The sequence below is a fragment of the Ruoffia sp. FAM 24228 genome, assembly GCF_045528575.1.
Lineage (GTDB): Bacteria > Bacillota > Bacilli > Lactobacillales > Aerococcaceae > Ruoffia > Ruoffia halotolerans.
Genome location: NZ_JBGQQZ010000019.1, coordinates 15,665 through 35,760 on the forward strand (window position 1 = coordinate 15,665; position 20,096 = coordinate 35,760).

Annotated in this window: 20 protein-coding genes and 1 pseudogene; 2 read left to right on the forward strand and 19 right to left on the reverse strand. The window is 36.3% G+C overall.

From position 1 onward, the window contains the following. The 17 genes from ACEN33_RS04935 to ACEN33_RS05015 all read right to left on the reverse strand — a co-directional run bounded on the left by ACEN33_RS04935 (window position 1) and on the right by ACEN33_RS05015 (window position 15,818). Window positions 1–1,716, reverse strand: coding sequence for a peptidoglycan D,D-transpeptidase FtsI family protein (locus ACEN33_RS04935; RefSeq protein WP_407089761.1), 1,716 nt, complete (start codon window positions 1,714–1,716; stop codon window positions 1–3). After that, window positions 1,713–2,150 (reverse strand): hypothetical protein, encoded by a 438-nt coding sequence (locus ACEN33_RS04940; RefSeq protein ID WP_407089760.1) that lies wholly within the window; start codon window positions 2,148–2,150, stop codon window positions 1,713–1,715. The genes ACEN33_RS04935 and ACEN33_RS04940 overlap by 4 nt, the downstream gene beginning before the upstream one ends. A gap of 25 nt (window positions 2,151–2,175) precedes the next feature. Next, complete coding sequence (gene rsmH / locus ACEN33_RS04945; protein WP_407089759.1) at window positions 2,176–3,129, reverse strand: 16S rRNA (cytosine(1402)-N(4))-methyltransferase RsmH; 954 nt, start codon at window positions 3,127–3,129, stop codon at window positions 2,176–2,178. A 17-nt stretch (window positions 3,130–3,146) separates the two neighbouring features. Continuing rightward, window positions 3,147–3,578, reverse strand: coding sequence for a division/cell wall cluster transcriptional repressor MraZ (gene mraZ, locus ACEN33_RS04950; protein WP_407089758.1), 432 nt, complete (start codon window positions 3,576–3,578; stop codon window positions 3,147–3,149). A 184-nt stretch (window positions 3,579–3,762) separates the two neighbouring features. Further along, entirely contained in the window at window positions 3,763–4,137 is a 375-nt protein-coding gene (locus ACEN33_RS04955; RefSeq protein ID WP_407089757.1) for a hypothetical protein, read from the reverse strand. A 224-nt stretch (window positions 4,138–4,361) separates the two neighbouring features. Further along, window positions 4,362–4,559 carry a DNA-directed RNA polymerase subunit beta gene (locus ACEN33_RS04960; protein ID WP_218931105.1) on the reverse strand — a complete coding sequence of 66 codons (198 nt, stop codon included), beginning with the start codon at window positions 4,557–4,559 and terminating at the stop codon, window positions 4,362–4,364. 22 nt (window positions 4,560–4,581) lie between these two features. Next, window positions 4,582–5,649 (reverse strand): rod shape-determining protein, encoded by a 1,068-nt coding sequence (locus ACEN33_RS04965; protein ID WP_407089756.1) that lies wholly within the window; start codon window positions 5,647–5,649, stop codon window positions 4,582–4,584. 28 nt (window positions 5,650–5,677) lie between these two features. After that, window positions 5,678–6,982 carry a UDP-N-acetylglucosamine 1-carboxyvinyltransferase gene (gene murA / locus ACEN33_RS04970; RefSeq protein WP_407089755.1) on the reverse strand — a complete coding sequence of 435 codons (1,305 nt, stop codon included), beginning with the start codon at window positions 6,980–6,982 and terminating at the stop codon, window positions 5,678–5,680. A 62-nt stretch (window positions 6,983–7,044) separates the two neighbouring features. After that, complete coding sequence (locus tag ACEN33_RS04975; RefSeq protein ID WP_407089754.1) at window positions 7,045–7,275, reverse strand: DUF1146 family protein; 231 nt, start codon at window positions 7,273–7,275, stop codon at window positions 7,045–7,047. Between the two features lie 355 nt (window positions 7,276–7,630). Further along, a complete protein-coding gene (locus ACEN33_RS04980) occupies window positions 7,631–8,854 on the reverse strand; it encodes a hydroxymethylglutaryl-CoA synthase (protein ID WP_407094671.1) in 1,224 nt (407 codons plus the stop codon). Next, window positions 8,851–10,110 (reverse strand): hydroxymethylglutaryl-CoA reductase, degradative, encoded by a 1,260-nt coding sequence (locus ACEN33_RS04985; RefSeq protein ID WP_407089753.1) that lies wholly within the window; start codon window positions 10,108–10,110, stop codon window positions 8,851–8,853. Before ACEN33_RS04985 ends, ACEN33_RS04980 begins: the two co-directional genes overlap by 4 nt. A gap of 223 nt (window positions 10,111–10,333) precedes the next feature. Continuing rightward, window positions 10,334–10,972, reverse strand: a complete 639-nt coding sequence (gene upp / locus ACEN33_RS04990; RefSeq protein WP_407089752.1) for a uracil phosphoribosyltransferase — start codon at window positions 10,970–10,972, stop codon at window positions 10,334–10,336. Between the two features lie 23 nt (window positions 10,973–10,995). Beyond that, entirely contained in the window at window positions 10,996–12,219 is a 1,224-nt protein-coding gene (gene glyA / locus ACEN33_RS04995) for a serine hydroxymethyltransferase (protein ID WP_407089751.1), read from the reverse strand. Window positions 12,220–12,247: 28 nt separating this feature from the next. Next, window positions 12,248–13,291, reverse strand: a complete 1,044-nt coding sequence (locus tag ACEN33_RS05000) for an L-threonylcarbamoyladenylate synthase (protein ID WP_407094668.1) — start codon at window positions 13,289–13,291, stop codon at window positions 12,248–12,250. A 14-nt stretch (window positions 13,292–13,305) separates the two neighbouring features. Next, complete coding sequence (gene prmC / locus ACEN33_RS05005) at window positions 13,306–14,157, reverse strand: peptide chain release factor N(5)-glutamine methyltransferase (protein ID WP_407094669.1); 852 nt, start codon at window positions 14,155–14,157, stop codon at window positions 13,306–13,308. Further along, complete coding sequence (gene prfA, locus ACEN33_RS05010; protein WP_138405502.1) at window positions 14,141–15,220, reverse strand: peptide chain release factor 1; 1,080 nt, start codon at window positions 15,218–15,220, stop codon at window positions 14,141–14,143. Before prfA ends, prmC begins: the two co-directional genes overlap by 17 nt. A gap of 16 nt (window positions 15,221–15,236) precedes the next feature. Beyond that, window positions 15,237–15,818 carry a thymidine kinase gene (locus ACEN33_RS05015; RefSeq protein ID WP_407089748.1) on the reverse strand — a complete coding sequence of 194 codons (582 nt, stop codon included), beginning with the start codon at window positions 15,816–15,818 and terminating at the stop codon, window positions 15,237–15,239. A 287-nt stretch (window positions 15,819–16,105) separates the two neighbouring features. Between ACEN33_RS05015 and ACEN33_RS05020 the strand changes: the two genes are divergently transcribed. Together ACEN33_RS05020 and ACEN33_RS05025 are read left to right on the forward strand one after the other, a co-directional pair. Then, window positions 16,106–17,446, forward strand: coding sequence for a MurT ligase domain-containing protein (locus ACEN33_RS05020; RefSeq protein ID WP_407089747.1), 1,341 nt, complete (start codon window positions 16,106–16,108; stop codon window positions 17,444–17,446). Window positions 17,447–17,468: 22 nt separating this feature from the next. Continuing rightward, window positions 17,469–18,116: a type 1 glutamine amidotransferase gene (locus tag ACEN33_RS05025; RefSeq protein WP_407089746.1), complete on the forward strand. Its 648-nt coding sequence runs from the start codon at window positions 17,469–17,471 to the stop codon at window positions 18,114–18,116. 57 nt (window positions 18,117–18,173) lie between these two features. Here ACEN33_RS05025 and ACEN33_RS05030 read toward each other — a convergent pair whose 3' ends face one another. Further along, window positions 18,174–19,925 carry a M3 family oligoendopeptidase gene (locus ACEN33_RS05030; protein ID WP_407089745.1) on the reverse strand — a complete coding sequence of 584 codons (1,752 nt, stop codon included), beginning with the start codon at window positions 19,923–19,925 and terminating at the stop codon, window positions 18,174–18,176. A 56-nt stretch (window positions 19,926–19,981) separates the two neighbouring features. Further along, a pseudogene (locus ACEN33_RS05035) lies at window positions 19,982–20,096 on the reverse strand (IS30 family transposase); the annotation flags it as partial.

Consider the following 20,096-nt stretch of genomic DNA (forward strand, 5'->3'; position numbering starts at 1 on the left):
CTATTCATAAACTGATACATATTCCACAAAAGGTCTAAATATCTCAGCTAATATTTGCGATCCCATTAAATTATGATCATTGGTTGGTCGTTTCATTGAGAAATACAACATATATTTCGGATCCTCGGCCGGGAAAAATGAAACAACTGAGAAATAATAATCATTGGCACCTTCTAAATAACCTAAGCCATCTGGATTGGCAATTTGTGCCGTACCTGTTTTAGCTGCTATCTGAACGCCAGGCACACTATATTCTTGAGCTGTACCATAATCTTCATTCACAGTATTAACCATTAAATCAACGATATGGTCAGCTGCTTCTTCTGAGATTGGTTGATTAACCTCAATTGGTTGAAATTCATCATTCTCTCCAATGCCGTTAAGGTATTGAATTTTCATCATTTTCCCATCGTTAGCAATCGAAGTGAATGCTTGCAATAATTGAATGGGTGTTGTCGCAAATCCTTGTCCGAAACCAGACATGGTTGCAGAAACCGGATTATCAAACTCTACTGTTCCTGTTGCTTCATTTGCCAATCCTGATCCCGTTGTTTGACCGAAACCAAATTCAGATAATTGAGTCGTCCATTTATCTATGCCGATACGGCGAATTAATTCGACAATTGTCACATTACTTGATCTAGATAATCCTTCATCAAAAGTAATCGGTCCCCAACCGTACAAGTTATAGTCTCGAACCGTCACATCTTCAATTTCTGTTGAACCGGTCTCAACTAATTCATCGGGTTTATAAACGCCCATATCATAAGCTGTTCCTTGTGTTAATATCTTCATGGTTGAACCTGGCTCATAAACTTCTTCAACCAATTGGTTGGTCCATTGCGTCTCAATTCCTTCACGAGTATTCAACTTAAATGTCGGTCTTTGAGCAGCTGTTAATAACTTACCAGTCTCAACTTCGACCAAATAAGCACTCATCTCTTCAGGTTGATACTTATTATATGAATAATCAAGTAACTCTTCCATATAATGTTGGAGTCGGCTATCTAAAGTTAGATAAATATCTTCACCCAATAATGTTCGCGTTCTTTCAACCAGGTCAGGATTATTTTCAATGGTGTTTTGCCCACTTAATTCAGCATCATAAGCTGATTCAATTCCGATTTGCCCAGTTAAGATATCCGCTGTCGGCATCCAAGAATTATTCTGTTCTTGCTTCGACGCATAGCCTATCAGATGTGAACTGAAGTAATCGTTCACGTATTGTCTGGAACTTTGACTTACAAAATAAACTCCTGGTAAATCCTCTTCTTCAATGGCATCGCGAGTTTCTTGACTCATATTACTACCCGCTGTACCAAATTCAACTTGAATCGCCTCATAGTTTAATAGTATATCCAAGACCTCATCACGGGTCATATCAATATAATTACTTAATACTTTAGCAGTGTAATCCCTGTCTTCAACTGCGTCGTAGCCATTACCCCCTTGCAATACTGCATACATGGAATAAGAAGTAGTATCAATCGCAATCGGCTGACCTTTAATGTCATAAATCGTGCCACGTTTTGCTTCGATGATACTACTTCTTGGGTCTTGTGAATCTTCGATATATTCTACTAAATCCTCACCATGCGAAGACTGTGTTACGTTTAATTGAAAGAAGCGTGCACCTAACAAAATAAATGTTATAGCTGCGACGCCTATTAATAATAATATATTTAAATTAGAATGATTGCTTTGTTTTTCGCTCATCTCTCAACAGTCCTAACTCTGTCTTTCTCAATAGTCATATTGTTGCTATCCGCTGCTTCTTTAATTTGTTGATAATTGAATTGGTCAGTAATTTGACTATTTAAAATATCAGTATTAGAACGGTATTCTGTAATAGAATCTTCTAAATTATTGATTGAACGTTGTTGCTCAATAATATCCACTCTAATAAAGAAACTAGCCATGATTGCTCCAACGGCTATTATACTACAAAGAGATAACCAGATTGTTTCAAATTTAGATAGTTTTCTTTTCTTTTTGGAAACATTATTTTCTTGTTCTTCAAATGGTTGATCACTTGCTGGTACACTATAGTTTGGCGAGGCAACAGATTGAGAATTATCATAATGATTTCCTAATTTCCGTTCAAAATATTGCTCTTCATTATAATTTGCCTTTTCTAATAGTTCTGACATCCGAGGCCTCCTAAATCCTTTAAATCTATTCTTTAATTGTCGTACGTTCGATGACTCTAAGTTTTGCACTTCGAGCTCGATTATTATGTTCTAATTCTTCAGAGTCAGCAGTAACTGGTTTTCGGTTAATAAACTTATATTCCGGTTGTTGCTCTGCTGGCAGTACTGGTAAATTAGGTGGTGTTTCTGGTGGCGTTGACTTCTCTCTATATAACTGTTTGACTAAACGGTCTTCTAAAGAGTGGAATGAGATAACACTCATACGTCCACCAACTTTTAATAATTTCAACCCTGCTTCCAGTGATTCCTCGAGTGCGCCTAATTCATCATTCACAGCGATACGAATTGCCTGAAAAGTTCGTTTAGCAGGATGTCCACCTGTTCTTCTAGTTGCAGCCGGTATAGCTAACTTCACAATTTCACTTAATTGTGTTGTCGTTTCAATCGGTGCTTTTTCTCTTTCTGATTCAATGGCTCGAGTAATTCTCTTCGCAAACTTCTCTTCCCCATAACGACTAATAATTCTTATTAAATCATTGAAATCCCACTCATTCACAACTTCGTAAGCACTAAGTTCTTGAGTTTGATCCATTCTCATATCTAAACGTGCTTCTTGATGGTAACTAAAACCACGTTCAGCAATATCTAATTGTGGAGATGAAACCCCTAAGTCATAATAAATACCGTCAACATAATCAATATTATATTCTGCTAAACCTTGCTCGATTTCTCTAAAATTACGATGAATAAAAGTTACTTTACCTACTTCTATCTCTTCTGCTAATACAACTTTTGCATTGTCAATGGCTGTCATATCCTGATCAAAGGCATATAAATGTCCGCGTTCTGATAATTGAGATAATAAATACTTAGCGTGACCTGCTCCCCCCAAGGTGCAATCTACATAAGTTCCATTCGGATTAATCTCTAACATATCAATTGTTTCATGCAATAGAACTGTCTCATGTTCAAATGACATTCATAATCCCCCCGTTTCTAAAATCCAAAATCAATCATGTCTTCTGCGATATCCTCAAAATCTTCTTCAATACTATCTGCAAATTCTTCCCAACGTTCGCTACTCCAAATCTCGATACGATCTGATACGCCGATCACACGACAGCTCTTATCGATTTTAGCGAAGTCTATAAGTGTTTTAGGTAAATTTATTCGCCCTTGCTTATCTACTTCTACTTCAGTGGCAGCTGAGTAAAAGAAACGAGTAAATTTACGTGCATCTTTTTTTGCTAAAGGTAATTGTTGTAATTTTTCTTCAATAGTTTCCCAATTTTCGAGTGGATAGCCGAATAAACATCCGTCTAAACCACGAGTAATAATAAAGTTATGACCTAAATCTGGACGGAATTTTGCTGGCATAATCAGTCGCCCTTTTACGTCAATATTATGTTGATATTCACCAATGAGCACGACTATTACACCTCCTCCATTTTAGTTAATTTCATTCTACCACATCCCTCCACTTCGTACCACTATTTACCAAATTTAAACAAAAAAAGAGCCGAAACTCTTTCGAGTAACGGCTCTAAACAGCTTATTATCAACCTTTGTTAAAGGTGTGGGCGAGTGGAAGATTAGTGGGGGTATTTTCCTACTAAAAGTATGTATAAGCTCTTAAAAGGACTAAACCAACTAAGAAAGCTGAAAACATTTTGGATATTAATTGACTAGCAGGCATATAGTATTCTTGAAAAGTAAACATATCAATGCGTTTGATATAGTCATATAATTGCAAACCTAGGGCAAATGCCGTTATAAAAAGTATGAATGCGATCAGACTAAAACCAAAGATTAATTTTGAAAAAAGATGAATTAATGTCAACCAAAGTGGTAATAGCAAAATAGCTAAATTCAATGGATACTTATCAAAAAACTTCAAATATGATTTCAAGTACTTTTGAACAACAAAAATAATGATTACTGGAACAATATATAAAAGTAATTCCGATAACACGAACTCATTTGTCATTAAAACACCTCCACTTTCAGCTTAATTTGCTTTATTTCTCAGTCCCTTAATTATACACAATTTGACAAGCAACTTTAATCATTTCTAAAAGGATAAACCGAATCTTTTAAAATAAAAAAATCGAATGAAAATCATGAGCTAACTTTTACACTGATTAGACCTAGTGTGTTAAAAACCTTTGATTTATCATTCGATCAATTCATTTGTTTATTTGAAATATTCTGTCATCTTATAAAGTCAAGAATATGTTGCCATGTATCTTGATTTAACACTTCCCAGTAATTTCCGTCACCTATAATGGAATATCCAATAAATAAACCAATAACGAAAAACAAAACGATAAATAATAAAAATAATATTACTTTACCAAGTGTTTTTAAGACGGTTAATAAAACATTGTCTTCAATATATTTATCTGACATATTTCGATCCCCTATCGTTAGTTTATCCAATGAGACGGCGTTTCAATCTTGAGAAATAGCGTGCGACTTTTTGTCGCCAAGATAGATTTGTCCGTTGTAATTTACCAGATTGAATTAAATCTAGCATAATACCTGTCCCTATCGCTACACAACTCATAGGTTGATTGGCACGAATGGCAGAGACATTTAAATACTCGGATAGAAAAACGTCTATAGAACCGATTAATGCTCCCCCGCCTGTAAGTAGTATTCCTTTTTCCATAATATCAGACGCAATTTCAGGTTGCGTGTCTTCAAGCAGTTCTTTAGCTGCTCTAGCTATCATAGCTAATTGTTCATGAATTGCTTCATATATTTGGTTCGATGTGACATTAATTGATTTTGGTAGTCCGGAAACTAAATCTCGACCTTTTAATGTTTTAGTCTCTAATTGAGCTTGATTCTCAATGAACACTGCTGAAGCTAAATCAATTTTAATTTGCTCCGCAGACCGTTCACCAATGAGCAGTTTGTATTTATCTTTGAAGTATTGAATTATACTAGCGTCAAAATCATCCCCAGCAATCTTTAATGATGTACTTTGAATAATGTCGCCACCTGAAATTATTGCAATATCAGAAGTGCCACCGCCGATATCAATAACCATATTCCCTGAGGGATCTAGTAAATCAATTCCAGCGCCAACTCCCGCCACTTTGGGCTCTTCTTCCATAAAAATCTTGCCGCCACCTGCTTTTTCAATCGCTTCAACAAGTGCTGTTTGTTCAATCTCACTTATATTCGATGGTCGACAAATAAGTACATTTGGCTTTGTAAACCATCTCTGTGAGTGGATTTTTTGAAAGAAAAGTACAAGAAGTGCTTCTGCAATATCATAATCTGCAATCACGCCACCTTTTAATGGCTTTATGATTTCAATCGAATCTGCTGTTCTACCAATCATTTCATACGCTTCATTACCAATAGCGATGACTTCTTGAGTCTGCTTATCTAAAGCAACGACTGAAGGTTCATTTAATATGACCCCTCGACCTTTAAGATGAATCAAAACATTCGCAGTACCTAAGTCGATTCCGATATCTCTGCTCATGTATTTTCACCCATCTATTTTCTGTACTTTAAGCGAGTACTTTAGTTTTATTAGATTCAGAAACAATTGGTTGAATTTCTACACGTTCAATATTAGCACCTAAGTTAGCTAATTTCTCATGGAATTTATAATATCCACGGTCTAAGTTTTTTAATTCTGAAACGCGAGTTAATCCCTTCGCTACTAAACCAGCAATAATTAATGCGGCTGCAGCTCTTAAGTCAGTTGCTTTTACACTTGCACCACTGAATTCAGTTGGTCCATACATAACAGCAGTCTGACGCTCAATTGTAAATTTAGCACTCATACGACGTAATTCTTCAAAATGCATAAAGCGATTCTCAAAGACTGTCTCTGTTAGAGCACTGCTTCCACCAGCCAATAATTGTGCAATTGACATTTGTGCTTGCATATCTGTTGGGAAACCAGGATAAGGAAGTGTCTTAACATCTGTTGCTTTTAATGTTTTTGGTCCTTTAACACGGATTCCATTTGTATATTCTTCAAACTCAACACCCATTTCAGTTAATTTACTGATTAATGGTTTGTTGTGATCGCGAATGGCACCTTCAACAAAAACATCCCCTTGTGTTACAGCGGCTGCAACAATGAATGTTCCTGCTTCAATTCGGTCAGGAATAACAGAATGCTTCACACCGTGGAGTGATTCAACACCTTTAATTTTAATCATTTCTGTTCCTGCGCCGACAATTTTAGCACCCATTTTGTTAAGGAAATTAGCTAAATCAACGATTTCTGGTTCACGAGCTACGTTTTCGATGATTGTTTCTCCTTCTGCTAAGACTGCAGCCATCATAATATTCTCAGTCGCACCCACACTTGGGAAATCTAAATAGATTCTTGCACCTTTTAATTTAGATGCTGTTGCTTCTACGTAACCAGCTTGGCTGTTAATCTTAGCACCAAGTGCTTCAAAGCCTTTTAAGTGTAAGTCAATGGGTCTAGTCCCAATGGCACACCCACCCGGCATAGCTACTTTTGCATGTCCAAAACGAGCTAATAATGGACCCATGACTACAATTGATGCTCTCATTTTACTTACGAAATCATAGTCAGCGATTGTTTTAACTTCACCAGTCGCGTCAATTTTCATTTCGTTTGCTTCTTCGTTAAATGAATTTTCTACTTGAATATTCGTTAATAATTCATTAATTGTCAAAACATCAGATAAAATAGGTACATTCGTTAGTTCAGTCACACCAGTTTCTGCCAAAATTGATGCTGCTAAAATAGGTAAAACGGCATTTTTTGCTCCCTCAACCTTTACCGTACCTTCTAGGCGATTTCCACCTTGAACAATAATTTCTTGCATTTTAAAATAATCCCCTTTAAGTATTTTGTCGCATTGGAGCTTACGACAAAAAAATATAATATTTATAGAAAGCTACTCAAAAATATATTTTGAAGTACCTCAATGATCGTCAGTACGAACGAACCTGCTACATGTCCAACTGCGATACTAACTAATATACACGCGTACTGTGCCATGTAATATTTGCGCTCAGAAAAAAACTGACGCCAATTAATATCTTTAAAGACCATATAACTCAATAGGATAAACGTAAAACGGACAACAAGTACTGCCATACCATTAAAAATCGCCATACTACGCCCACCTTTCTAGTTCGGAATTATCATAGCATAAAATCAAATTTAATTAAACAGATTTATTTTATCCAAATTCCAGACTTGTCAAAATTAAATTTTAATAAAGATAAGTGTAATAATTCAAACATTGCTCTTATAAGTTTACAACTACCCCTTTTACAAATATTACAATTTCGCCATTTAATCAAATTTAAGTAATTCTTAACTTTCTTTGACTTAAATTTTACTAACAAACAAATTTTAATATTCTTAAATTGAATCTGAATACGCTATCATATTCTTGGCTAGTTAATAATATTATTTTATACAAAAAACTAGAACAAATGATGAATTGTTCTAGTTTAATCTTAAATTATTTTGTTGTTATTTCATTATAGTATCTACGGTGATCATCAATGCGATCTAAGTAGAACCCTGGATGAAGTGTTTCTTTATTTTTGACAACTTCGATGACTCCATCTTCATTAGAAAGTGTTTTTTCGAAATTCTCTTCATAAGCTTTGATATCTAGTCTTTCTCGTCGATTTAAGTGTAATAACGTACCTTCTTTAGAAATATTTTCTTTGAAGCCTGGTTGTAAAGTACCTGTGAATAATTCTGCAACCGCACCAGATCCATAACTAAACATCCCGATTCTTTGTCCTTCTTCAAGATTGTCATCGAAGTTCAGTAAAGAAATTAAGCTTAAGTATAATGATCCTGTATAAACATTCCCAACTTGGCGACCAATAAAAGTTGAGTCTTGATAATGACTAAACCATCTTTCAACTAACTCTGGGTTAATATTCGTTTCTTCTTTGTTCTCTAAAGATTGCAGACATTTACGTCCCATCTTTGTAAATGGTAAGTGGAATGAGATGGCTTGTAAATCACTTAGGCGTTCAGGGTAACGTTTTGCATACTCTTCTATAATCGTATTGAACATTTCAATGTATAGTTCTGTCGAGTATTTACCTTGTACATATGGTACTTCGGCGTATGACGGACGCCAGAAGTCGAACTGATTTTCTGTCAGACTTAGTGTTTCGCTATCTAATGCTAAGATGCGAGGATTTGCAGTTACTAACATGGCAATTGCGCCTGCACCTTGAGTCGCTTCCCCACCCGAGTTGAGTCCATAGCGTGAGATATCTGACATTATCACTAAAACTTTTCGTTCTGGGTTCAGCTTTATGTAATTAAATGCAGATATAAGTCCTGCTGTTCCTCCGTAACAAGCATGTTTCACTTCGTAAGCTTTAGAAAAAGGTTGAATACCTAGCATTTGGTGAATGTAAGTCGCAGCTGATTTTGAGAAATCAAAACCGGATTCTGTAGCGAAGATAACTTGATCAATTAATTCTTTATCTTCTTTAGTTACAATTTTGTTGGCTGCATTTGCTGCCATAGCAACGATATCTTCTTCAATGGTTGGTACAGCCATTTTCTCTTGCCCAATACCAATTAAGAATTTATTTGGATCAATGTCTCTAGCTTTTGCTAATTCAACCATATCAACGTAGTGATTTGGTACGTGAAATGTAATTTGATCGATTCCTACCTTTACGATTTGAATCCACTCCTTCTCTATCTCTATTTCCGTATTCCGTCTAAAATCTTTCTTGCTGTATCCCGGTTCATTTGCCCAGCTTCACTTAACTGAGTCACAACAGCCGGTATTTCTTTTATTGTTGCGCCTACCTGCATGGCTAAAGCACGTGCTTGCATGCGCATATGTCCCTTTTGGATGCCTTCACTAACTAAAGCTCTCATAGCAGCAAAGTTTTGTACGAGGCCAACAGACGCGATGACATTTGATAAATCTTTAGCTGATGTGATATTGAGCATTTGTAAGGCAAGTTTTGCGGTTGGATGGGATGATAATGTACCGCCAACAGTAGCAACTTGTAACGGTATCTCAATGCTACCTTCTAACATTTCATTTTCATAATTTACTTGCCACTTAGTCAGTGAACGGTATTGCCCGTCTTTGACCGCATAGGCATGAGCGCCTGCTTCAATTGCTCTCCAATCATTTCCAGTTGCAATAACTACGGCATCAATTCCATTCATGATTCCTTTATTATGTGTTGTAGCACGGTAGGGATCTAACCAAGCATAGTCTGAAGCCATCTCAAGACGCTCTGCTAAACTAATCGCTTCGTCTTTATCATTGCTTAAGCGAGCAAATGGTACTTTGGCTGAAGCAATAGTTAATGCCTGTGCTTGGTAATTGGATAATATACTCATTAAGACTTCACCTTCAATGATGGATTCCATCGTTGGAGAAAGTGCTTCTAAGACAGTATTAATCACATTAGCACCCATAGCGTCACAGGGATCAAGTGATAAATAAATACTGATGTAATTGCGATTAGGATGCTCTTTCTCTTCAACCCAAATATCTCTTGGCCCCCCGCCACGTCTGACCATGGATGCACTTGCTTGAGAAGCAATGTCGAGAAGCTTCGCCTTATTCTCTTTAATAATCTGTTGAATTTCAGCCATAGATTGTTGAACTGTCATAATAATTTGTCCAATTAGCAGTCGCTCTTTCGTTTCCGCCTGAATATTTCCTAGTAATTTAGCTCCAAAACTGGCCGCTGCAATCACAGATGGCTCCTCTATTGCCATCGGAACTACATACTCAGCATTATTCACTTTAAGATTAACTGCTACACCTAGAGGTAAATGATAATTAAATAAATAATTTTCTATCATTTGATTCGCATAGGCTTCCGGCAACATGGTATCCGCTGAATTAATAGATAAACCCAGCCATGATTCCATTAATTCTAATCGCTTGGATATCGAATGCTTGTAAAAGCCTGAGAAAAATTGCCTTTGATCCATATTACTGCTCCTTCAAATTGATATTTTTGATTTATTTAGTCAATCATCTTTGTAGACATTAAAAAACGAATATAACTATTAAGATGGGGTACAAAGTACACTTACCGTTTCAGCCGTTTATTATACTATGAATACATTATATATTCTAGTAAATTTCTAAACTTCGTCTGTGTCCAGTCATCATGAATAGCATATTCGCTTTTTTGAATGAATTGTAAATTAATTATTTTGTTCCAAAAATTCGATCTCCAGCATCTCCTAGACCTGGGATGATATAACCATGTTCGTTTAGTTTCTCATCTAAAGCTGCAGTGTAGATATCTACATTTGGATGCGCTTCTTGTAAAGCTTTTATTCCTTCTGGTGCTGCTACTAAACAAACAAATGTAATGTTATCTTCTTTTACATTATACTTTGTTGTTAATTGGTTAAGTGCAGTGATTGCAGAAACTCCTGTCGCAAGCATTGGATCAACAACGAACACACGACGCTCGTCGATATCTTGTGGGAATTTAGCAAAATATTCAATGGCTTCTAACGTATCAGGATCACGATACACGCCGATATGTCCAACACGAGCTGCTGGAATCATGTCCATGATTCCATCTACCATACCTAAACCTGCACGTAAGATTGGGACAATTGCCAATTTTTTACCAGCGATTTGTTTTTGAGTTGTTTTCATAATCGGTGTTTCAATTTCAATATCTTCTAAGGGAAGATCTCTCGTAATTTCATAAGCCATCAACATACCAATTTCATTTGTTACTTCACGAAATACCTTTGTTGAACAATCTTTATCTCTAATAATTGTTAGTTTATGTTGAATTAATGGATGATTTACTACTTCAAACTTTGCCATTTTATTCCTCCTAAGATAATTTATTATTTGAATAATGGTCGGTCTTTCATTAGTTCATAGACCTTGTCTTTAATTTCTGACATTTCGCCCTCTTCTGCTGATAAAGCATCAAGGATAAAATCCGCTACTAATTCTACATCTGATTCTTTCAATCCACGTGTAGTAATTGCAGCTGTTCCAATTCGAATACCACTTGTTTGAACAAATGATTCTTTATCAAATGGAATTGAGTTTTTATTTACAGTGATACCTACTGCATCTAAACGCTCTTGTGCCCATTTACCTGTGATGCCAAGTGGAGTCACGTCAATTAAGAATAAGTGATTGTCTGTGCCGCCTGAAATAATTCTTAGTGGACTTAGATCAAATATTCGTGCCATTGCTTTTGCATTGAGTTTTACTTGCTTAATATAATCTTTAAAGGCTGGTTGCAATGCTTCATGAAGCGCAACAGCTTTGGCAGCAATGACATGCTCCAATGGCCCGCCTTGAATACCTGGAAATATCGCTTTGTTTAATTTCTTCGCATGCTCTTCTTTCGCAAGAATCATCCCACCACGAGGTCCTCGAAGTGTCTTATGTGTTGTTGTCGTTACAACATCCGCATAAGGAATAGGATCTGGATGCTCTCCAACCGCTACTAAACCAGCAATGTGAGCCATATCTACAAAATAGATCGCTCCCACTTTTTTAGCGATGTCACCGATGCGTTCAAAGTCGATTTCACGCGAATAAGCACTTGCACCAGCAATCAACATTTTGGGTTGGACTTCTGTAGCAATTTCTTCAAGTTTATCGTAATCAATGAGTTCTGTCGTCGGATCAACACCATAACTATACATCTCATAAGATTGTCCACTAAAGTTGACTGGCGAACCATGAGTTAGATGACCACCTTGAGATAAGTCCATACCTAAAACTTTGTCGCCTGGTTCTAAAAAGGCACGATAAACAGCTAAGTTTGCACTAGAACCAGAATGTGGTTGCACGTTTGCATACTCAGCATTAAATAATTCTTTTGCTCGATCAATCGCAATTTGTTCAATTTTATCAACAAATTCGCAACCGCCATAATATCGCCTACCAGGATACCCTTCAGCATATTTGTTAGTCAAAATGCTTCCTTGAGCCTTTAAAACACTTGGTGAAACGAAATTCTCAGACGCAATTAATTCAATCCCATTTTGTTGACGTAGTTGCTCGTTCTTAATCTGTTCAAATACAAATGTATCATCAGTAAATGTCATAGTGACACCTCCAGGTTATTTTTTTATATTATATCATACTCGACGATGCTTTAGAAAGACGGTTTAAATATGCATGTGTTTCATCAGTCTCTTCAAATGCCTGCGCAAAAATCACATCACAGTCACTACTTTCAAGGAAACGTAAGCCTGCAAATAGGCGTTGAGTTGCTTGTTCAAGCTCTTCATTGCTCCCTAATGAATAGTAACTGAAGCCAATACTATTTGTCTGTAATTCAGAAATAATATGTTCCTGTGCCAAGATTCCAATCTTTAAATCTGTTTCATTAATAAAGTCTTTCCAATCTTCAAGCGAATGAGAAGGATCAATCATCTTAACAGGTTGACTCGGACTATAATGCGTATACTTCACACCTGGACTGGCAATTGTCGTGTCTTTCATTTGTTCCTCGCTCGATTTCTCTAACACTTCAATGCCTGTTGCATTGGCTAACATGGCTTGCGTAATAGCCCCTGGTCTTAAAATTTCAATGCGTTCTGCTGTCGGCCAAACGACCGTTGACTCAACACCTACTTGTGTGAACTCAGAATAATTATTCACGACGCCCGCAATCTTTCCATCAAAATCATGAATAACATGCTCAATGGACGTTGGACTCGGTTTACCAGATAAATTTGCACTTGGGCCGACTAAAGGAAAACCAACCATCTCAATTAAAAGTAAAGTTTCCAATTGATTAGGCATGCGAATCCCCACAGTCTTTTGATTCGGTGTGACACTTTCAGCAAATATACCTTTTTTCACCGGAAAGATAATTGTTAAAGGTCCCGGCCAAAAAGTTTCCATTAATTTCAGAGCTACATCGTTCACTTCATTAACATAATCATAAACTGAATCGATACTGTGAACATGCACAATTAACGGATTATCCGAAGGGCGTCCTTTAGTTTTAAATACTTGTTTGACAGCTTGGTCGTTGTTGGCTATTGCACCTAAACCAAAGACGGTTTCAGTTGGAAAAGCAACTAATTCTCCTTGCTTTAAAGAATCCGCTGCTTCGCGTAATTCCTCACGTCCAAATATTTTAGTTTTGTTTAGTTTTTCATTATTCATTCTATATACCTACTTTACAATTCAATTTGTACGTAACGATTTTTTCCATTTAAATCTAGGATAATTTCAATAGTGGAATTTGGAAAGGTCTCAGAGAAGATAGTTTTAACTGCTTCTCCTTGTTGGAAACCAATTTCCACAATGATCATGCTCGTTTCCTTTACATATGATTGTATTTGTTTAGCGAGTTGTTTGTAAATTGCCAGTCCATTATCTTCTGCAAATAAGGCTAATGACGGTTCAAACTTCTTCACGCTGTCATCCATTAAATCCAACTCATCTTCACTAATATAAGGTGGGTTGGATACGATTAAATCAAAGCTTTGTTGTGGAATGTGTTCAAATAAATTACTTTCGATAAACTCCACATTAACTTGGTGATTTAATGCATTCTCTTTAGCGACTTTGAGTGCTTCAGGTGAAATATCTGAGGCAAATACGTGTTGCTTAGTATTTAACTTCGCAATCATTATAGCTAAAATTCCCGTACCCGTTCCAATATCTAATACTTTAGCATCCACTTTGTTTTCTAAAAAGTTATTAGACAGAGTGACAATACCCGCCGTATCCTCTCTTGGGATCAGTGTGTGTTCTGTCACTTTAAATTTCTCTTCCATAAAGTAAGCATGGCCGAGTAGATATTGAATGGGTTTCCCTTCAATAATTTGTTCAAGTATCTGCATATAGTGTGTATACATTTCTTCTTTGACCGGTTTATTCAATGCTAACACAACATTTGTGAGTGTTTGTTCAAAAGTCATCATCCAATAAGTTCTGGCTAAATGCTCATCAAACCCCGAAGCTTTTAAAAAAAGTGAAGCTTTATTCAAAGCTTCACCTAATGTTAAATTAACTGTTTGGACCATTTAACTCCTCCAATAGTTGAGTTTGGTCGTAGACAATTAATGCATCAATTATGTCATCTAAATTACCACTTAAGATTGATTCTAACTGTTGAATTGTCAGTCCAATTCGGTGATCAGTCACTCGACTTTGTGGAAAGTTATATGTGCGGATTCTTTCAGAGCGATCTCCTGTTCCGATTTTTAACTTACGATCTGCATCAATCTCAGATTGTTGTTCTTCTTGCACTTTATCAAATACACGTGCACGTAAGATTTTCATTGCTTTTTCACGGTTTTTCAATTGTGAACGCTCATCTTGCATCGCAACCACTGTATTCGTTGGAATATGTGTTAATCGTACCGCTGAAGCTGTCTTGTTAACGTGCTGTCCACCCGCTCCACTCGCGTGGTAGATGTCGACACGAATATCATTGTCATCAATATCGAAATCGATTTCTTCAGCTTCAGGCATTACGATAACCGTTGCCGTTGAAGTATGGACACGTCCTTGAGATTCAGTCTCAGGAACACGTTGAACACGGTGAGCGCCGTTTTCATATTTAAGTTTTGAATACACTTTATCACCTGAAATCATTAAGGTTACTTCTTTATAACCACCGATACCTGTAATGTTTGCATCAATGACTTCTACTTTCCACCCTTGGTTCGTAGCGTAATGCGTATACATATCTAGTAAATCTCCAGCGAATAATTGTGCTTCGTCTCCACCGGCTGCCCCACGAATTTCCATAATGATATTCTTTTTATCATTTGGATCTTCAGGAATCATCATAATTTTAATTTGACTTTCTAATTCTTCACGCTCAGATTTTAAAGATGATAATTCCTCTTTCGCTAACTCAGCCATTTCATCGTCAGTATTCTCAGATAGAATTTCTTCTGTTTCACCGATTTCTTCATTAACTTGTTTATAGCGTTTGATTTTTTCGACTTTGGGTCTTAAATCACTTTCTTCAATCGTTAATTCTCGTAGACGGTTTGTATCACTAATCACACTTGGGTCACTTAGTAATTCATTAACTTCGTCATAGCGAAAAATTAGCGAATCTAGTTGTTCAAACATTATTTTTCCCCATTTCTTATAACTTGTTTACGCCGCCTGGATTGTAGTAGCAGCTTCGGCAGACTGGTAGATAGGATTCATTTCCACCAATTTGGATTTGTTCTCCTGTATATACCGGTTCTCCGTCATTGATTCTTAAGTTCATTGTCGCTTTACGGTGACAATACCAACAAATTGTCTTGAGTTCTTCAATCTTGTCAGCATAGATGAGAAGGTATTTCGAACCTTCAAAAAGCTCGTTTGAGAAATCATTTTTTAAACCGAATGCCATAACTGGAATGTTTAATTGATCTACAACACGAGCAAGCTCTAATATATGATGTTTTTTCAAGAATTGCGCTTCGTCGATTAAGATACAATATAACTCCGTATCAATTCCAGCAATCTCTTCATATAAATCCATGTCATCCGTAATCGGAGTTGCTTCACGTTCTAATCCTGTACGACTTGCAACTAAGCCTACTTTTGTACGTGTATCGACAGCACTCGTAAAAATTTTAACTGGTTTATTTTGCTCTTCATAGTTATGTGCAACCTTTACGATTTCAATTGATTTCCCACTATTCATTGCACCGAATTTGAAGTACAGTTTCGCCATGATCTAACTCCTTCTTTTCTACTCTCAACTATTAATAATAAAATACTCAAGCATCTTAGTCAATTACTTGGATGAAATATTATCATAAAATTATCTTTAGTGTTTTAGGGTATACTCTATATATTCCTAACTAAGAATATCATACCTTCATTCAACTTTGATTACAATTATGGTAAAAGTGTATTTTGGAATGACTCGCTTAAAATATAATACTTTATTTTAAAACGGATGATTGCTAAAATACTAATGTTAAAAGAGTAATCATACTCACCAAAGGAGAATTATGAATGAGCTATAGAAGTAATATTGCCACTCACGTTGGCCGCCTATCTCGTTGGGCTCTTACAAAATTTACTGGTGGCGGAAGTAGTTTGCCCGGTAAACTTGCCTTAACGATTGACCCAGATATACTAACTACATTAGGTGAAAATTATGATGTTGCTATCATCACTGGAACGAATGGTAAAACCTTAACAACGGCGTTAAGTGTCTACGCTTTGAATGAAGCTTACCCTCACGTCCTAACTAACCCGACAGGTTCAAATATGCATCAAGGGATTGTCAGTACCTTTCTAGCTGCCCCTCGCCTTGAGAAAAACAAAAAAGGCATTGCTGTGCTTGAAGTCGATGAAGGTTCCCTAAAGCACGTTGTTAAACACGTGAAGCCGAAGGTATTTGTTCACACGAACGTCTTTCGTGACCAAATGGACCGTTACGGTGAAATTTATACGATCTATAAATTAATGGCTGATGCAGCCAAAGAAGCCCCTGAAGCGACAGTAATTTCTAATGCAGACTCACCCATTTTGAATTCCATTGATTTGCCAAACCCTCGTCTTTACTTTGGTTTTGAAGATCAAATGGATGGTAATGTCGTTCCGCATCATAACACTGACGGTATCCTATGTCCGAAGTGTGACCACGTGTTAAAATATCACACTTTAACTTATGCAAATCAAGGTAAATTCTATTGTGAAAATTGTGACTTTAAACGCCCTGAGTTGGACTTTAAAGTGACAAGTTTAGATGATTTAAACATTACAGACTCAACTTTTACAATTAATGATTTCCAATTCCAAATTCCAGTCGCTGGAATGTATAATATCTACAATGCTTTAGCTGCTTATAGTTTGAGTCGCTTCTTCGAATTGACACCTGAACAAATTCATGTTGGCTTTGAGAAAGCAAAACGTGTCTTTGGTCGTCAAGAGATATTAGAGATCGAAGGCAAGCAAGTGTTAATTAATTTAGTAAAGAACCCCGTCGGCTTAAACCAAGTCATCGATTTAGTTGGACTTGATAAAAATCCGTCGACCTTTATTGCGATTTTAAACAATCAATACGCGGATGGAACAGATGTCAGCTGGATTTGGGACGGGGACTTCGAGAAGATGTCAGATTTTAATATCCAATCAGTCTACACAGCGGGAATGCGTAAAGATGATATGACGAAACGCTTAGATGTAGCAGAGTTATTCGATGGTGACATTCAAGAACTTGATTCTATTGAAGAAGTGGTTCAAGCTATGCGTGGAGCAAAGACAGACAGTGTCCATATCTTTGCAACTTATACGGCCATGTTAGATTTACGAAAAGAATTAATTCAAGCTGGCTATATTACAAAATAACTTAAAGAAAAGAGTGCCCTTTATGAAAAACATTCGAATTGGTCATCTATATGGCAACTTATTGAATACATATGGCGATAATGGAAACTTACTAATGCTTCAGCATTACGCTAAAGAAGCAGGTTATCAGGTTGAAACAACGATTGTCAGTCTAGGTGATGACTTTCTAGCTGAAGATTTTGATTTGCTTTTCTTCGGTGGTGGGCAAGATTATGAACAAAAGATTGTCTCGCAAGATTTACCTCGCATCCGCGATGAAATTGCATCGTTCATCGAGAACGACGGTGTTATGTTAACCATTTGTGGTGGCTTTCAATTACTTGGTCAATACTACATTAATGCCGCTGGTGATCGTTTAGAGGGTATGAATATCTTACCTCATTATACTGAGAGACAAATTGATTCTCGTTTTATAGGTGATATTGAAATCTATGATGAAGAAAATGATCAAACTTATTATGGCTTTGAAAACCACAACGGCGTCACTCATCTAGGATCTGAGTTAAAACCTCTGGGGCGTGTTATAAAAGGAAATGGGAATAATGGTGTGGACCAAACTGAAGGAGTTCATTACAAAAACACCTTCGGCTCTTACTTCCACGGTCCCCTACTCGTTCGAAATGAATGGCTCGCAAGACATATTGTTGAATTAGCGATTCAAAACAAATAAAAATTATCCCTGACTCATTCTTTATTGAAAAAGTCAGGGATAATTTTTTATGTTTAATTATTTTGTTGCCATTAATTTGTTTGTAATTTCTTCGAATTGATCAATATAGTTAACAAAAGTGTCTAAAGATTTTTGCCAAAATGCAACATCAGTGACATCAACGTCCATCGCTTTTGCTGTCTCTTCAACAGATGATACGGTCGTTAGTTTTAATAACTCATCATAGCGTTCAACAAAGCCTTCTGGTTGCTCTTCATAGATTGTATATAAGCCCCTAGCGAACAAACCACCAAATGCATAAGGGAAGTTATAGAAACTTAAACCTGCTGAATAGTAATGACCTTTATTTACCCACATATATGGATGTAAGTAATCTGGGTCTAACCCATCCCCATAGGCTTCTAATTGAGCTTCTTTCATTAGATCCTCAAGCTGTTGACTGAATAAGAATTTATCTTCTTTTGCTTCAAATAATTTTGTTTCAAAGTAATAACGTGAATAAATATCAACGATAATTTGAGTCGTATCTTGTAACAATGATTCGATTAAAGCAAGTTGTTCAACTTCATCGTCTGTATTATTTAACAAGTCATTCATAATTAATGTTTCATTAAATGTTGATGCTGTTTCAGCAACTGGCATAGAATAAGACCAATTCAATGGTTTATGTGCTTGGATAATTGATCCGTGATACGCATGGCCTAGTTCATGCGCCATTGTAATGACACTAGATAGTGATCCATCAAAGTTCGTCATAATACGTGATTGGCCAATAAATGGTAAGTTAGAGCAGAACGCTCCGCCTCGTTTACCTTTTCTTGGAATGAAATCCACATAGTTCTTATCGTAAAATTCTTGTACTAAATCAGCTAACTTATCTGAGAAGGGTCTAAAGTGATTGACTAAGTATTCTCCAGATTCTTCAACTGAGAATTGTTGACTCGCTTCCCCCATAGGTGCGAATAAGTCATAGAATGGTAAGCCATTTTTATGTCCTAAGTAAGTAGCTTTTTGTTTTAAATAACGTCTGAATTCTGGTAGGTATTCTTGAATTGCTGTCATTAAACTATCTAATGTTTTACGGTCCATGCGTGATTGTTGCAATGTTTCATCTAATGGTGATTCATAGCCACGTAATGATGACGTTGTTAGAACTTGTTGTTTAATATTGTTCAATGAGAAAGCAACGGGATCTTTAATTTTGTCATACATAGCTAATTCGGCTTCATAGGCTTTTTTACGTACATCTTGGTCCACATCATAAGCTAAGTTACGAATTTCACTTAACGTATAGGTTTTTCCATCTACGTCTGCTTCTACCGTAGATGTTAAGTATGTATGTAAATTTGACCAAGCACTTGCACCAGAGTTGTTTAGTTTTGAAATCACGGCTTCCGTATCTTCATCTAATAAATGCTTTGCTTCTTCTTTTAATTCATTAAAGGCAAATGTATAATCCGATAACTCACTATCTTGAGTAATATCGGTAGTAATACTTCCTAAAAAACGATCTAAGATAATTTGGTTTTTAGTCAGTTCTGACATTACTTTTGAAAACTTACCACGATAATTCGTTGACGTTTCATCAGTTGTATTTGTTGATAACGTAAGGCTGATGAATGAGCCAATACGTCTTGCTGTAATTAATAACTCTTCTTTAAATTTCACAGCCGCTTTAATATCTTCTAAATTATCTTCTAAAGTTAATTGCTTAAAATCTTCTTTGTATTGCTTTAATTTCGCCCAATCCGATTTAAATTCTTCACTTTCATAACCAACATATAAATCATCGAGTTGCCATTTGTACATTTTATAACGCCCTTTCTTTACTACATTAATTTAAATAAATAACATAATTTGATTTGTCAAATTAAGCTAGACAAAACTGCTTCATCTAAGTAACTCAAAAATACTTCCAACGGTGTTCGGTAGTGTAAGGATTTCCGTGGAATCGTGTTCCGTTTGTGTGCAATCGATGAC